Source organism: uncultured Winogradskyella sp., from assembly GCF_947501905.1.
Taxonomy (GTDB): Bacteria; Bacteroidota; Bacteroidia; order Flavobacteriales; family Flavobacteriaceae; genus Winogradskyella.
Genome location: NZ_CANMXL010000003.1, coordinates 579,704 through 595,095, shown reverse-complemented (window position 1 = coordinate 595,095; position 15,392 = coordinate 579,704). Strand labels below are relative to the sequence as shown.

Here is a 15,392-nt window from a genome sequence, read left to right as displayed (position 1 = left end):
TATGAAAAAGCTTAATGCAGGATCATTACAACTCGTTACTTATATCACTGTAATCATTGCATTATTATTGGGATGTTTTATTCTTTTGGTACATACCCAGCGACAGTTTAAAACGAGGTCTTATACTCTTACAGAAACTATTCAAAATATAGATAAAGGGATTTTAGACCTTGTGAATAATCCAACAAAACAGGATAGTGTTTCTATTTATACAAATAACAATGCTCTTATATATATATTAGAGCCTTGGGGTGTTTTCCAAAAACTAGGCGTCATTTCTAAACAGAAAACATACACCTATAAAAAGACAGCACTTCTTGGGAGTTCTCAACCTATTGAAGAAAACGCTTTATTTATCAAAGACCATAATAAAGCTTTGGTACTGGTTGGAGATACTAAAATAAAAGGCGATGCTTATTTACCAAAACAAGGTGTAAAATCAGGTAACATTGCAGGTCAATCCTATAACAAACCTAGATTTGTAGATGGTAATATAGCTCCTATAAAGCAATTTCCTAAACTACAATTTAAGCTTAGAAATTACTTGCAGAATATTCAAAGTTATTATGACAAAAACAATTTTGAATCTATAATTATAAAGCCTGGAAGTACTTATCTAAACTCTTTTGAAACGACAACTCAGGTTTATATAAATCCTAATCCCATTTATCTTGAAAATATTACTCTTAAAGGCAATATTGTTATTCAATCCGATTCTAAAATTGTTATTGATGTATCGTCAAACTTAAAAGATGTGATACTTATTGCTCCCATTATAGAAATCGAAGATAATACTAAAGGCATATTTCAGGCATTTGCTTCAGAATATATCACTGTAGGAAAGCATTGTAATCTTGAATATCCATCTGCTTTGGTTTTAATCAAGGATTATAGAAGCCCATTTACTAAAGATAACTTTATTGATGTTGGTTCTAATACTAGACTCAAAGGAAGTATTCTCCTTTTAGGAAGAAAAGACTCTAAAAATTACAATCCTCAACTTATCATTAACAAAAGTGTAGAAATTAAAGGTGAAATCTATTCTGAGCAAACCATAGAGCTCATGGGTAAAGTGTTTGGCACTACCTACACCGATGGTTTTGTAACTAGAGCTAATGGTTCTTACTACCAAAATCATTTACGCAATGCAGAAATCAATAGAGATAAACTTGAAGATGAATATGTAGGTTTAGCATTTCAAAACTCAAAAAAAGGGATTGCCAAATGGCTATATTAAAAAAAATAAAAGCAGCCACGCTAATGGAAACACTGGTAGCTACAGTGTTAATTGTTATTGTTTTTGTAATGGCTAGTCTAGTATTAAATAATACGTTTTCTAACCTTATAAGAAGCAAAAAGCATCAAGTCCATAACTACATCTATGAGCTAGAATACCAATACTTAAACGACAAGATGAGTCTGCCGTACTCTGCTCAATATAACAAATGGGATATCTCAATTTATAGTGATACCAATATATCTGGAGAAATAAAAATTATAGCTATTAATAAAGACACTAAAAAGCAAATAGAAAAAACCATTTATGACTATTGACAATAAAATAAAATCTTTTACCCTTCAAGAACTATTAGTCACCATTATAATAACCGCAATAGTTGCTGGAATGGCATTTTCTGTATTAAATATGGTACAAAAGCATATGTGGTCAATACAAAAACATATGACTGCGAATACTGCTTTAATACAGTTAGAACAATCTTTATGGATCGATTTAAATAGATATCCTATTGCTAAGTATGATAGCAAGCAATCTACTCTTAAATTAAAATCTGAAATAGATTCGGTGAATTATCATTTTTCTAATGATTACATCGTGAAAGTAAAAGATACATTCAATATTAAGCTAAAATCAAAAGCGTTTTATTTTAATGGAAATATTGCAAATTCAGGAACCATTGATGCTTTAAAACTCGCTTTAGGCAAATCTCCGAATGAGAAGATACTCTTCGTTTATAAACGCAGTGATGCTAATCAATTTATCAAGTAATGGCATTTAATCTAGCTAACATAGAACGGTCCAAATCCAAAGTAGCTTCAAAAGAAAAGACGTCTTTCCTTGAAAAAGAAATTGTGCTTTTTAAAAAAGGATTTTCTAACAAAGTCAAAGAAGACTTCTATACTGAGATAAGTGTACTATTAAATGCAGGTGTTAACTTAAAGGAAACTCTAGAATTACTTTACAACTCTCAAAAAAACAAACACAACAAAGACATCATTAATACAATGCTTACAGATGTTATTTCTGGTAAGAGTTTGTCCGATTCTGTGAAAGATTTAAAATCATTCTCTAGATATGAATATTACTCCTTAAAAATTGGAGAAGAAACTGGTAGAACAGCAGAAATTACAAAGCAATTAGGTGATTTCTTTTCTCGCAAAAATGAACAGCGAAGACATCTGATAAACGGACTTACTTACCCAGCAATAATCATTTCTACGGCTTTGCTGGTCGTTATATTTATGCTACAGTTTGTTGTGCCTATGTTTCAAGATATATTTAAACAGCAAAATGCTGAACTTCCTGGTATAACGCTTTTTGTGATGTCTTTATCTCAAAAAACACAAGAGTACGGATGGTTTATTTTACTAAGCATAGTTGGTATAATTATTACAATACTACTACTAAAAGAAAATCCTAAATACTTAAAATTTAAAGATGTATTACTGAGTAAAATCCCATTCATTGGAGACTTTATTAAAACGGTTTACTTATCGCAATTCACGCAAGCAGTGGCTTTACTAACCGCATCAAAAGTCCCTGTAGTAAATAGCATTAAGCTTGTAAAACAAATGATACGGTATCAACCCTTAACCCAAGCTCTAGAAGCTATAGAATTAGAATTACTAAAAGGTAAATCATTAAGTTTAAGTCTTTCTAAACATAACATCTTTGATGAAAAGATGATTGCACTTGTAAAAGTTGCTGAGGAAACCAACCAAACCCAATACATGTTTGAGCGTCTTAACCAACAGTACAATACCAAAGTACAACAACGCTCTAAAATGCTTTCTACAATTTTAGAACCTACTATCATCCTTATTGTTGGTGTTTTTGTTGGCTTTATACTGGTAGCTATGTATTTACCAATGTTTGAGTTGAGCAATGTAATGGGGTAATCTAGCTTTAAAACGTTTCATCTCATTGCTTATACATATAGAGACACAAGTAATACAAAACAAAAAAGCATCCCAATTTTCTATAAAGAAAAAAGGAAAGCTTCTCATTGGTAAAATCCTAATCGCTTAGGAATCTTACAACTACTCTAGGATTTCTCCTAGAACAACACAACATCTTTGCTGCTAAAAAAAGCTCTAATTTCTTAGAGCCTTATAGCTCCCGAAAGCTTTCGGGATTTGCGGTCTGGACGGGACTCGAACCCGCGACCCCCTGCGTGACAGGCAGATATTCTAACCAACTGAACTACCAGACCGTTGCTTAATTGCGAGGGCAAATATACATTGCATTTTTAATTCCGCAAACTAAATGGAAAAAAATATTCTTTATTTATATAAATTTTTGCCGTTCAATCATATATGTGGTAAGTATCTTGTCAAAACCTTTATTGATGTCGGCTTCTACATACTTTATCCTGTATTGGCCACAGCGTAATTTTAGGTTATCAAAATACTCAGAAACTGCTTTTTCATAATTCTCTTTAATAGTATCCGGATACAAATCTATAGTCTCTCCAGTCTCTACATCTACAAAACGTTTGGGTCTGTTATCGAAATCAAAAGCGAGCTCTTTTAGCTTATCGAAAACGTGAAATACAACTACTTCGTGCTTGTTATGCTTTAGATGTCTTAATGCTTCAAATATTTTTTCATCATCTTCAGACGTTTGAAACATATCTGTAAATACAAAAATTAAAGAACGCCGATGTATCTTTTCGGCAATTTGATGCAGGTATTTATAAGTTTCTGTCGTTTTTGATGCTGTCTTATTTGAAACGGCAACACTCAACTTAGACAATAGCATGTGGTGATGGCGTTCACTTCCTTTTTCAGGCGAATAGAAATCGTATTTATCACTATAAATGCTTAAACCAACAGCATCTCTCTGCTTCTTAAGAATATGCATTAAGGATGCCGATGCCAAAGACGAAAAGCCTATTTTGTTAAGATGACTTATTGAATTATGAGACAACTCAGGATAATGCATTGACGAGCTATTATCTAGAATAAGATGACATCGTAGGTTTGTCTCTTCATCATATCTCTTAGTATACAATCTATCCGTTTTGGCATATAGTTTCCAATCTATATGTTTAGTACTTTCGCCTTGGTTATAAATTTTATGTTCTGCAAATTCTGCCGAAAACCCATGAAACGGACTTTTATGCATGCCAGCAATAAAACCTTCAACAACTTGTTTAGCTAACAATTCTAGATTTTTAAAGCCTCCAGCTTTATTAAGTTCTTTTTGTAAATCCATGAGTTACCGAAACTAAAAAAGGTTTGCCGTATTGGCAAACCTTTTATCATTTCTTTTAGATGTATTTATTATAAAAGCGCGTCTAATGCCTCAGAGTAAGCATTTTTTGGTGCTACACCTACTTGACGACCAACAACCTCTCCGTTTTGAAATACCAATACAGTTGGGATGTTTCTTACGCCGTATTTAGCAGCAAACTCTTGGTTAGCATCTACATCTACTTTACCTACAACAGCTTTACCATCGTATTCAGTACTAATCTCATCGATGATTGGTCCAACCATACGACAAGGTCCACACCATGCAGCCCAAAAATCTACCATTACTGGCTTATCGCTATTTAATACTTGCTCTTCAAAAGTTGCATCTGTTATTTCTAATGCCATAATATTTATTTTAATTGTATTCTACTTCAGTTTAATATGCAATATTAGTCAAAAATTCTGCCAAACCTTACAATCACATTATTTGTTTTGGTTATGCACTTATTGACTGACAATATAGCTATTTTATGGCGCAACCCAAGGGTCAGGCTGTTCGTTATATCTTTTTTGCTCTTGGCTTCGAGTAACCTCAGCCACCCGACAAAAAAGGATGCCACTTCCATCCTTTGCGCAATTCAAAATTAAAATACGCAACCTTTTAGTTGCTTATTAAATTTATTTATTTAATTTAGCAACCATAAAGTTGCATATAAATCAAAAAAACGAACATTATGAGCAAAACAATAACAAAAGAAAAAGTGTTTAATCATCCTATCGGTCAAATCTGGGATGCCATTACTAAAGCCGAAGAAATCTCAACATGGTTTCTCGAAGCAGATTTTAAGCCTGAAAAAGGCTATAAATACACCTTTAATTCGTCTGGTGAAAATTGCTCACCTATCATTGGCGAAGTTTTAGAAGCCAATCCTTACACACTCATCTACACATGGGTTGTTAAAGACACTCCAGCCACAACTACTGTTACGTGGAAGCTAGAATCTTTTAAAAATGGCACCAAACTCTATTTAGAACACTCGGGTATTGAAAACTACTCAGGTGAAACTGCTATTGAAATGTTTAATAGTTTTAATGGTGGTTGGGATAATTGCATTAATGGTTTAACAGACTATTTAAAAGAAGAAGTCAATGCAGGATAATATTACAAAACTATTTAAAGCCATTGCTGACCCTACAAGACGTGAAATTTTTCATGCTTTAGTACTTGCAGCCTCATCAATATCTATCACCCAAATTTCAACACAATTCGACATGAGTCGTCAAGGGGTTACTAAGCATATTAAAATACTTAATGATGCTGGTTTGGTAAAAATGAAAGAAGATGGTAGAAATCGATTTTGCTTAGCAAACCCAAAACCCCTGAAAGAAGTTAATAAATGGATGCAATTCTATGCACAGTTCTGGGATGATTCGCTAAATAGTTTAGACAACTACTTAAACGCTAACAAAAATGCATGATAATAGCTCATCGGATTTAGATTATAGAAAACAGATTAAAGTAGTTTCTACAGCTGAGAATGTCTTTAAAGCTTTAACGGATAATATTCATCTGTGGTGGTCCAAAACAACAGACTCTATCCAAAAAGCAGATGGTCAATTCACTATTCATTTTGAAAATGGGTATTGGTGGACTTTTAAAATTTTAGAATTTACTCCAAATTCAGAATTAGTATGGAAATGCATAGATGGAGAGCCTGGCTTTAACAAAGAATGGATTGGACATGTATTGCATTGGCAGATTATCGAAGATGAATCTGAAACTACAATAAATTTTCATCAAGTTGGTCTATCACCACAATTACATTGTTATGATGTGTGTTCAAGCACTTGGGATATGTTTATTGCGGAAAAATTGATACAACATATTGAACTAAGTACTTAGATTACAATTACATCCATATTATAAGATAGGATCTTATCTAACCTACCATATATTTCTTTAATTCAACTTATACTTAATATCATTTTCAGCCAGCGTATTTAATAATTCTTGAGAAATTTTAACTTTTTGCTTTCGGCTAGGCATATTAAGCTTTATCTTGTCTTCACTGTCATATACTATAAAAGATAATGAATTTGTACCTTGATGAATCCTAAACATCTCCTCTAAATTCTGAACGGTATTTTCCTTTAATTCATTAATATCTAATTGTACAGACAACTTCTTAGCATAAGTATCCATAACATCATGTAGTAACTGAAAATTATTAAACTGAATTCGAGGATCTCCTTTTTTACCAGTATCTCTATTTATCCAACCTTCTTTTACAAAAGCTTGCACATGCACAAACGAATTTTGAACTAAGAAGTGTCTAAACTTTAAATAATCTTCTCCAAAAATTCTAAAATCGAAACTATCTGTATAATCTTCTATCGTAAATATGGCCCATCCTTTGCCTTGTTTACTGATACGGTGTTGCACATCTGTAACTACACCTCCAAACTTTAAGTTTTGGTTTACTGCAGCTTCTAAATCATTAAAATCTGCAACTACACTATTACAAAAAGACTTCATTTCTATTTTAAAATCATCTAGAGGATGTCCAGAAATATAAATACCAACAACTTCTTTTTCACGAGATAATTTTTCCATGGTTCCCCAATCTTCACATGGCGGCACCTGAGGCTCCGCTATCTCAACACCACTAGCCTCACCAAATAAACTTACTTGGGCTGAATTTTCATTTTCTTGATGCTTTGCGCCATATTTCATGGCCTTTTCTAAGAATGTAATCCCATCGCCATCATGAGCAAAATATTGAGCGCGATGTGTATCATCAAAACAATCAAACCCACCGGCATTAGCCAAGCCTTCAAATGATTTTTTGTTTGCCGCTCGTAAATCAATACGTTTTGCCAAATCAAAAATAGACTTGTAATTACCGTCTTCTTTCCTATTCTGTACAATAGTTTTTACTGCGCCATGACCTACTCCTTTTATGGCTCCCATCCCGAAACGAACGGCATTATCTTTATTTACTGAGAATTTATAATAGCTTTCATTAACACTCGGCCCTAAAACAGGTAAGCGCATACGCTTACATTCTTCCATAAAGAAGGTTACGGACTTAATATCATTCATGTTATTAGACAATACAGCTGCCATATACTCGGCAGGATAATGCGCTTTTAAATATGCCGTTTGATAGGCAATCCATGCATAACAAGTGGAGTGTGATTTGTTAAAGGCATAACTTGCAAAAGCTTCCCAATCTTTCCAGATTTTCTCAAGTTTTTGCTCATCCATACCTTTTGCAGCTGCTTGAGAGATAAACTTGGGTTTCATTTTATCAAGTACAGCCTTTTGTTTTTTACCCATAGCTTTACGGAGTACATCAGCTTCACCTTTAGTGAAATCAGCCAATTTTTGAGAGAGCAACATTACTTGCTCTTGGTACACTGTAATTCCGTAAGTTTCTTTTAGGTATTCTTCAGTTTCGGGTAAATCGTAAATAATATCTTCTTCGCCATGCTTACGTCTAATAAAACTTGGAATGTACTCCATTGGACCAGGACGATAGAGCGCGTTCATTGCAATTAAATCATCAAAAACCGTCGGCTTCAAATGCTTCATATGCTTTTGCATACCAGGAGATTCATACTGAAAAATCCCTACGGTTTCTCCACGCTGGAAAAGCGCATAAGTTTCTTCATCATCTAAGGGAAAATTCTCAGGATCAAGTTCAATACCATGTTTTGCTTTTACAATCTTAACCGTATCCTTAATAAGCGTCAATGTTTTTAATCCTAAGAAGTCCATCTTTAACAACCCTGCACTCTCAACCACCGAGTTATCAAACTGCGTTACATATAAATCGGAATCTTTTGCAACAGATACTGGAACATAATTGGTAATGTCACCTGGCGTAATAATGACGCCACAGGCATGAATACCTGTATTTCTTACTGAGCCTTCAAGGACTCTTGCTTGATTTACGGTTTCGGCTTGTAAATCTTCTCCATCAGAAATATTGAGGAGTTGATTAACCTTATCTAGTTCTTCCGCTCTGAATTTTCCTGCGAGTTCTTTTTCACTTTTCCCAAATATTTTTCCAAGTTTGGACATATTTGGTATCAGTTTCGCAATATGATCAGCTTCATTTAATGGTAAGTCCAACACACGAGCTGTGTCTCTGATTGAAGATTTAGCTGCCATAGTTCCGTAAGTAATAATCTGAGCCACTTGATTGGCACCATACTTATCAATAACATATTGCATAACACGACCACGACCTTCATCATCAAAATCGATATCAATATCTGGCATACTTATACGATCTGGATTTAAGAAACGCTCAAAAAGTAAATCGTATTTAATGGGATCAATATTTGTAATCCAAAGACAATATGCAACTACAGAACCAGCTGCAGAACCACGTCCCGGACCAACAGATACATCCATATTTCTGGCTTCGCGAATAAAATCTTCTACGATTAAGAAATATCCTGGATAACCTGTATTCTGAATAACGCTCAATTCAAAGTCTAAACGCTCTTTTATTTCTGGTGTAATATCCCCATAACGCTTTTTTGCACCTTCATATGTGAGGTGCTTTAAGTATGCATTTTCTCCTCGTTTCCCGCCATCAACATTATCTTCTTCATCTTTAAATTCATCCGGAATATCGAAAGCTGGCAATAACACATCTCTTGCTAACTCATAAGCTTCGACTTTATCTACAACTTCCTGAATATTGACAATAGCTTCAGGAATATCTCTAAACAAAGCCTTCATCTCTTCTGAAGACTTAAAATAATATTCTTGATTTGGTAATCCATATCGGTAACCACGTCCTCGTCCTATTGGTGTGGCTTGCTTTTCTCCGTCTTTAACACAAAGTAAAATATCATGGGCATTAGCATTTTCCTGCTCTACATAATACGTATTATTTGTAGCAATGAGTTTTACATCATGCTTTTTCGAAAATTGGATTAAGACTTGATTTACACGATTTTCGTCCTCTTGATTGTGACGCATAAGCTCGATATACAAATCGTCTTGAAAAGCATCTTTCCACCACATTAAAGCTTCTTCGGCTTGTTTTTCTCCAATATTTAAAACCTTGCTTGGTACTTCACCATAAAGGTTCCCTGTTAGGCAGATTAAATCTTGTTTGTATTTTTCAATAAGGGATTTGTCTATTCTAGGCACATAGTAAAACCCATTTGTAAAGGCTGCAGAAGATAACTTGGCTAAATTGTGATAGCCATTTTTATTTTTAGCTAAGAGTACAATTTGGTAGCCATTATCTTTTCGGGTTTTATCTTCATGATTCTCGCATACAAAAAACTCACAACCAATAATTGGTTTTATGATATTGCCTTTTTTGGTTTCTCCATGTTCTTCTGCTTCGGCATGTTGCGCTTTTACACCTTTATTATGATTAGAAACCGCACTTACAAAATGAAATGCGCCCATCATATTACCGTGATCCGTCAAAGCTACTGCTGGCATATTTTCATTAGCCGCAGCAGTCACTAAATCCTTTACACTTATGGTAGATTGAAGAATAGAAAACTGCGAGTGATTATGCAAATGCACAAAATCAACGTCAGCAAGTTTAGCAGCAGCCTCTTTATTAGTTTCTACCGGAATAACATCTACCTGCTCTTTCTGAAGACGCTCATTAATCTTTGCACTCTCACGTTTAAGATTAACATGTTTTAGCTTTATGCCCTCAACTTTTGAAGGGTTTGCTTGGGCAAACTCTTCAAAATAATCTGGCTGAACATCGAGCTGCTCTTTTGTATATTCTCTTCGCCTTACTAATTCTAAAAAACAACGTGTTGTGGCTTCTACATCTGCAGTTGCATTATGCGCTTCGCCAAAAGGTGTGTCGAATAAAAATTGATGTAACTCCGTTAAAGTTGGGAGTTTAAATTTCCCGCCACGACCTCCTGGAATTTGACACAAGGTCGCAGTATGCTCAGTACATGTATCTAAAACTGGTAATTCTTGCAGTGGATTTGCAATATCTCCACGCACAAACTCAGCACCCATGATATTTACATCAAATCCAACATTTTGCCCAACAATAAATTTTGTTTTAGACATAGCAATGTTGAATTTTTCTAAAACTTCAGCTAAAGCTATACCTTGCTCTTGAGCCAATTCTGTAGAAATACCATGAATTTTCTCTGCATCATACGGAATATTAAATCCGTCTGGCTTTATCAAATAATCCTGATGCTCAATACAGTTACCCATTTCGTCATGCAACTGCCAAGCAATTTGTATAGCTCTTGGCCAGTTATCTGTATCCGTTATGGGTGCATTCCAGCGCTTAGGTAAACCTGTAGTTTCAGTATCAAAAATTAAATACATGTGTAGTTAAATCGTTTTTTATTGAGCTATAAAGTCTAAAAAAATCCAAAGAAATTTAGCATATAAACTTACATAGAATTTCTACTTTTTTAAACTAAAGTTATAAACACTTGTAAACAAAAAAAGCCACGCAATGCATGGCTTTTTTCAATACATATTGTTTTTAATTCTGTAGATAATCTGGCGTACCATCCATATCTGTATCTAGAGCATCACTTGGGTCACCATCTCCATTTGGGTCAGGGTTTTCGTCAATTGTAGGTATACCATCACCATCATCGTCTGGGTCTATATGATCGACCAAAGAGTCACCATCTGTGTTTTGAGATGCGTTAGCACCTTCAAAAACACTAAGCACTCCATCGTTATCATCATCCATATCCAAATAATTTGGTATGCCATCACCATCTGTATCACCTCTCATATTTTCAAAGTTTGTAAGAACACCATCACCATCATCATCATTATCTAAATAGTTAGGAATACCATCCATATCAGCATCATCATTGTCAAGGTTTCCATCCATATTTACATCTTCAAATGAGTTTGGTAGTCCATCACCATCATCATCATTACAATCTACATTATCTAACATCATTTGCAAAGTTCCATCACTATCCACACAGGATAACACCTGAACTTCTAATGCCGCTTGATATTGCAAGCATAAGTCTACATCAGGAGATGGCTCAAAAGCCATAATTTCTGCCTGCAAATCATTAATTGTTGACGTAGCTAAGTCACACGTAGAGCCTCCTGTTGATTCTAGGATGTTTTGAAGTATTGGAGTTTGAAAGAATACACCATCAATAAAGTTTACTGAATTTAAACCATCAGCTGTAAATGCATTAAACCAAAACTCTCCTGTGGCAATATTATTAACCAGATCTACACTTGTGATTTGTATTAAACCATCTGAAGGAAATACTTGAACTGATGGGTCTGGTGCATTTAATGTAGAATATACTGTTCCATCTGCTGCTGTATACCTTGCTTCACTTTGATTATTACCTCCTAGAGGATAATCTCCTGCATCCGTTCTAGTTGTGAAAAGCAAAAGTTTTTCAGTACCTCTAATTCCTCTAATAATTAATCCGCCATCTTTTGTAGATGCACTAAAGGCAACTGCTCTCCATGATTGACCTTCAAAATTTGCCTGTACAGCTGGGTTATTAAACTCTACATCATCGGCACAACCAAAAAATATAGAAACCAGTAACAATAAAAGTAGATTCTTATTCATTTTTAATTACTTTAAAAATATCTATGTTTACAACGTTCGATTGCCATCAAAAGTATATTATTTTTTTGAGATTTCTTTATATTATATAAAGTCTTGAAAATTAAAAAAATATCCTATCTTTGCGCCCTCATTAATAACAGAGGTCGAGAACCTCAACTAATTAATTATTATGCCTGTAAAAATCAGATTACAAAGACACGGTAAAAAAGGAAAACCTTTTTATTGGATTGTAGCGGCAGATGCTCGCTCAAAAAGAGATGGTAGATACCTAGAGAAATTAGGAATTTACAACCCAAACAACAACCCAGCAACAATCGAATTAGATGTTGATGGCGCTGTTAAATGGTTAGATAATGGAGCACAACCAACAGATACAGCGAGAGCTATTTTATCTTACAAAGGTGCTTTATTGAAAAAGCATTTAGCTGGTGGTGTTAAAAAAGGAGCTCTAACTGAAGAACAAGCGCAAGCGAAATTCGATGCTTGGTTAGAAGAAAAAGCAGCTAAGGTTCAAGCAAAAGCAGATGGCTTATCTAAAGCAGATGCAGATGCAAGAGCTAAAGCATTAGAAGCTGAAAAAGCAGTTAATGATGCACGTATCGCAGCAGCTACACCAGTAGTTGAAGAAGAAGTTGCAGAAGAAACTACAGCATCTAACGAGGAAGAGTAAAAAATTTATTTTTATACTTTTAAACCCAGACCATTTTGTGTCTGGGTTTTTTATGCAAAGAACTTTCTTTTGCATAATGCTGAACTTGTTTTGGCATCTAAAATTTAAATAATGAAGACCCTGAAATAAATTCAGGGTGACAAATCAATAATTTGTCATGAAAAAAGACGATTGTTTTTACTTAGGAAAAATAGTAAAGAAGTATAGCTTTAAAGGTGAACTTTTAGCTAAACTCGATACCGACGAACCTGATTTATATGATAATTTAGATGCTATTTTTATAGATCTAAGAGGAAATCTAGTTCCCTTTTTTATCGAAGCATCCCAATTACACAAATCTGATTTATTACGATTAAAATTTGAAGATGTTGATAATGAAGCAGATGCTGATGCACTTTTAAAATCTGAGCTTTACCTACCTCTAGATTTGCTCCCAAAACTTGAAGGCAACAAATTCTATTTTCATGAGGTGATTGGTTTTACAATGAACGATGAAAATTTTGGTAAGGTTGGAAAAATTGTAGCAATCAATGACAGTACCACTCAAGCTTTATTTGAAGTTGACCGAAACGGCATCGAAATTCTTATTCCTATGAATGATAAATTTATTATTAAAATAGATAGAGATAACAAAACTGTTATTGTTAATACACCTGAGGGATTAATAGATTTATACCTTTCTGAATAGTGAGTTCTAAGCCTTTCAAATTCAAAGAATTTACTATTAATCAAGACCGTTGTGCTATGAAGATTGGCACAGATGGTGTTTTACTTGGTGCATGGACATCTATTGAAAACCATCCATTTTCGGTTTTAGACATTGGTGCTGGGACAGGGATTTTATCATTAATGTTGGCACAAAGAAGCAATGCTCAACTCATAGAAGTTATAGAAATAGATGCTGACGCATATGAACAATGTGCAGATAATTTTGAAAACTCACCTTGGGGAGACAGACTATTTTGTTATCATGCGTCACTATTAGAATATGTTGAAGAAGTTGAGGATAAATACGACACCATTATTTGTAATCCACCGTTTTATTCTGAAAACTATAAAACAGAAAATATTTCTAGAGATTTAGCCAGATTTACAGACGCTATGCCTTTTGAGCATTTGGTATATGCTGCATCTCAATTACTATCTAAAAGTGGATTATTCTCTGTCATCATTCCGCATAAAGAGGAAAAAAAATTTATTGAACTTGCATCTAAAGTACATTTATTTCCAAAACGTATTCTTCATGTAAAAGGGAATCCCGAAGCTGACATTAAACGCAGTTTAATTGAATTCTCATTTCAACATACGACTATTAAAACTTCCGAATTAATTATCGAAAACGAAAGACACAATTACACAGAAGATTATATAAATCTTACCAAAAATTTCTACCTTAAAATGTAATTTATTGGTTGTCCACTGAAAACGTTTTCGTTACATTTGACCCATAATGGGTATTTAAAAAAATCTAATTGTCCATTACTATTTTTCAGTTAAGTATTTAAAAGTATTTTATAATGAAACCAGATTTATTTGAAGCTCCAGATTATTATAATCTTGATGACTTATTCTCAGAAGAACACAAACTAGTTCGTGATGCTGCTCGCGAATGGGTAAAACGTGACGTATCTCCAATAATTGAAGATGCTGCGCAGAAAGCAGAATTTCCAAAATCTATTATAGGCGGATTGGCTGAAATAGGTGCTTTTGGACCATATATTCCTGAAGAATATGGTGGCGCAGGATTAGACCAGATTTCTTATGGTTTAATCATGCAGGAGATTGAGCGTGGCGATTCTGGTGTAAGAAGTACAGCTTCTGTACAATCGTCTTTAGTCATGTATCCTATTTGGAAATATGGCACTGAAGAACAACGCAAAAAATACTTACCAAAATTAGCCACTGGAGAATGGATGGGAAGTTTTGGATTGACAGAACCTGACCATGGAAGTAACCCTGGTGGCATGACCACCAATTTTAAAGACATGGGTGACCATTATTTGTTGAATGGTGCGAAAATGTGGATTTCAAATTCGCCATTTTGTAATGTAGCTGTGGTTTGGGCAAAGAATGAAGAAGGTCGTATTCACGGTTTAATTGTTGAACGCGGAATGGAAGGGTTTTCTACTCCAGAAACACATAACAAATGGTCTTTGAGAGCATCTGCCACTGGAGAACTTATTTTTCAGGATGTCAAAGTCCCTAAAGAGAACTTATTACCTAACAAATCTGGTTTAGGCGCCCCTTTAGGATGTTTAGATTCTGCGCGTTATGGTATTGCATGGGGTGCCATTGGTGCTGCAATGGATTGCTATGACACAGCTTTAAGGTATAGTAAAGAACGTATTCAGTTTGGTAAACCTATTGGACAGTTTCAGCTTCAACAAAAGAAATTAGCCGAGATGATTACTGAGATTACCAAAGCACAGTTATTAGCTTTTCGTTTAGGGCAATTAAAAAATGAAAACAGAGCAACATCAGCTCAGATTTCTATGGCTAAACGTAATAATGTAGATATGGCTATAAAAATTGCTCGCGAAGCTAGACAAATGTTAGGTGGTATGGGTATTAGTGGAGAATATAGTATTATGCGTCATATGATGAATTTAGAAAGTGTAATTACTTACGAAGGCACACATGATATTCACTTACTAATTACTGGTTTAGACGTTACAGGTTTAAATGCATTTAAATAA

Annotated in this window: 15 protein-coding genes and 1 tRNA gene; 11 read left to right on the top strand and 5 right to left on the bottom strand. The window is 34.4% G+C overall.

Annotated features, from left to right (window positions below):
• Position 1 precedes the first annotated feature (1 nt).
• Genes Q0770_RS09600 through Q0770_RS09585 form a run of 4 tightly spaced genes read left to right on the top strand, consistent with a single transcriptional unit; the run spans position 2 to position 3,138 of the window.
• On the top strand, positions 2-1,237 hold the full coding sequence (locus tag Q0770_RS09600) for a hypothetical protein (protein WP_299116364.1): 1,236 nt from the start codon (positions 2-4) through the stop codon (positions 1,235-1,237).
• Complete coding sequence (locus Q0770_RS09595; protein WP_299116362.1) at positions 1,225-1,554, top strand: hypothetical protein; 330 nt, start codon at positions 1,225-1,227, stop codon at positions 1,552-1,554. Before Q0770_RS09600 ends, Q0770_RS09595 begins: the two co-directional genes overlap by 13 nt.
• Positions 1,544-2,008, top strand: a complete 465-nt coding sequence (locus Q0770_RS09590) for a type II secretion system protein J (protein WP_299116360.1) — start codon at positions 1,544-1,546, stop codon at positions 2,006-2,008. The genes Q0770_RS09595 and Q0770_RS09590 overlap by 11 nt, the downstream gene beginning before the upstream one ends.
• Positions 2,008-3,138 (top strand): type II secretion system F family protein, encoded by a 1,131-nt coding sequence (locus Q0770_RS09585; protein WP_299116358.1) that lies wholly within the window; start codon positions 2,008-2,010, stop codon positions 3,136-3,138. The genes Q0770_RS09590 and Q0770_RS09585 overlap by 1 nt, the downstream gene beginning before the upstream one ends.
• Positions 3,139-3,378: 240 nt before the next feature.
• Here the strand turns inward: Q0770_RS09585 and Q0770_RS09580 are convergent.
• From Q0770_RS09580 to trxA, 3 genes are all read right to left on the bottom strand, one after another.
• Positions 3,379-3,452, bottom strand: a tRNA-Asp gene (locus tag Q0770_RS09580).
• A gap of 74 nt (positions 3,453-3,526) precedes the next feature.
• Positions 3,527-4,456, bottom strand: a complete 930-nt coding sequence (locus Q0770_RS09575; RefSeq protein WP_299116356.1) for a DUF58 domain-containing protein — start codon at positions 4,454-4,456, stop codon at positions 3,527-3,529.
• A 68-nt stretch (positions 4,457-4,524) separates the two neighbouring features.
• Positions 4,525-4,842 (bottom strand): thioredoxin, encoded by a 318-nt coding sequence (trxA, locus tag Q0770_RS09570; protein WP_299116355.1) that lies wholly within the window; start codon positions 4,840-4,842, stop codon positions 4,525-4,527.
• Positions 4,843-5,171: 329 nt separating this feature from the next.
• Between trxA and Q0770_RS09565 the strand changes: the two genes are divergently transcribed.
• From Q0770_RS09565 to Q0770_RS09555, 3 genes are read left to right on the top strand one after another with little or no spacing between them, the layout of a single operon-like run.
• Positions 5,172-5,597 carry an SRPBCC domain-containing protein gene (locus Q0770_RS09565; protein ID WP_299116353.1) on the top strand — a complete coding sequence of 142 codons (426 nt, stop codon included), beginning with the start codon at positions 5,172-5,174 and terminating at the stop codon, positions 5,595-5,597.
• The gene (locus Q0770_RS09560) at positions 5,587-5,916 is read left to right on the top strand and encodes a helix-turn-helix transcriptional regulator (RefSeq protein WP_299116351.1); all 330 of its coding nucleotides are present in this window, start codon (positions 5,587-5,589) and stop codon (positions 5,914-5,916) included. Before Q0770_RS09565 ends, Q0770_RS09560 begins: the two co-directional genes overlap by 11 nt.
• On the top strand, positions 5,909-6,340 hold the full coding sequence (locus Q0770_RS09555) for an SRPBCC domain-containing protein (RefSeq protein WP_299116349.1): 432 nt from the start codon (positions 5,909-5,911) through the stop codon (positions 6,338-6,340). The genes Q0770_RS09560 and Q0770_RS09555 overlap by 8 nt, the downstream gene beginning before the upstream one ends.
• Before the next feature lie 57 nt (positions 6,341-6,397).
• On the opposite strand, the gene dnaE is transcribed toward Q0770_RS09555, so the two are convergent.
• Complete coding sequence (gene dnaE, locus Q0770_RS09550) at positions 6,398-10,783, bottom strand: DNA polymerase III subunit alpha (RefSeq protein WP_299116346.1); 4,386 nt, start codon at positions 10,781-10,783, stop codon at positions 6,398-6,400.
• Between the two features lie 163 nt (positions 10,784-10,946).
• Positions 10,947-12,026 (bottom strand): DUF6252 family protein, encoded by a 1,080-nt coding sequence (locus tag Q0770_RS09545; RefSeq protein WP_299116344.1) that lies wholly within the window; start codon positions 12,024-12,026, stop codon positions 10,947-10,949.
• A 169-nt stretch (positions 12,027-12,195) separates the two neighbouring features.
• Here Q0770_RS09545 and Q0770_RS09540 point away from each other — a divergent pair, with 169 nt between their 5' ends.
• The 4 genes from Q0770_RS09540 to Q0770_RS09525 all read left to right on the top strand — a co-directional run bounded on the left by Q0770_RS09540 (position 12,196) and on the right by Q0770_RS09525 (position 15,392).
• Positions 12,196-12,696: a 30S ribosomal protein S16 gene (locus Q0770_RS09540; protein ID WP_299116342.1), complete on the top strand. Its 501-nt coding sequence runs from the start codon at positions 12,196-12,198 to the stop codon at positions 12,694-12,696.
• A 157-nt stretch (positions 12,697-12,853) separates the two neighbouring features.
• Positions 12,854-13,384 (top strand): ribosome maturation factor RimM, encoded by a 531-nt coding sequence (rimM, locus tag Q0770_RS09535; protein WP_299116340.1) that lies wholly within the window; start codon positions 12,854-12,856, stop codon positions 13,382-13,384.
• Positions 13,385-13,440: 56 nt separating this feature from the next.
• Complete coding sequence (locus tag Q0770_RS09530; RefSeq protein WP_299116470.1) at positions 13,441-14,100, top strand: tRNA1(Val) (adenine(37)-N6)-methyltransferase; 660 nt, start codon at positions 13,441-13,443, stop codon at positions 14,098-14,100.
• 113 nt (positions 14,101-14,213) lie between these two features.
• Positions 14,214-15,392, top strand: coding sequence for an acyl-CoA dehydrogenase family protein (locus tag Q0770_RS09525; RefSeq protein ID WP_299116339.1), 1,179 nt, complete (start codon positions 14,214-14,216; stop codon positions 15,390-15,392).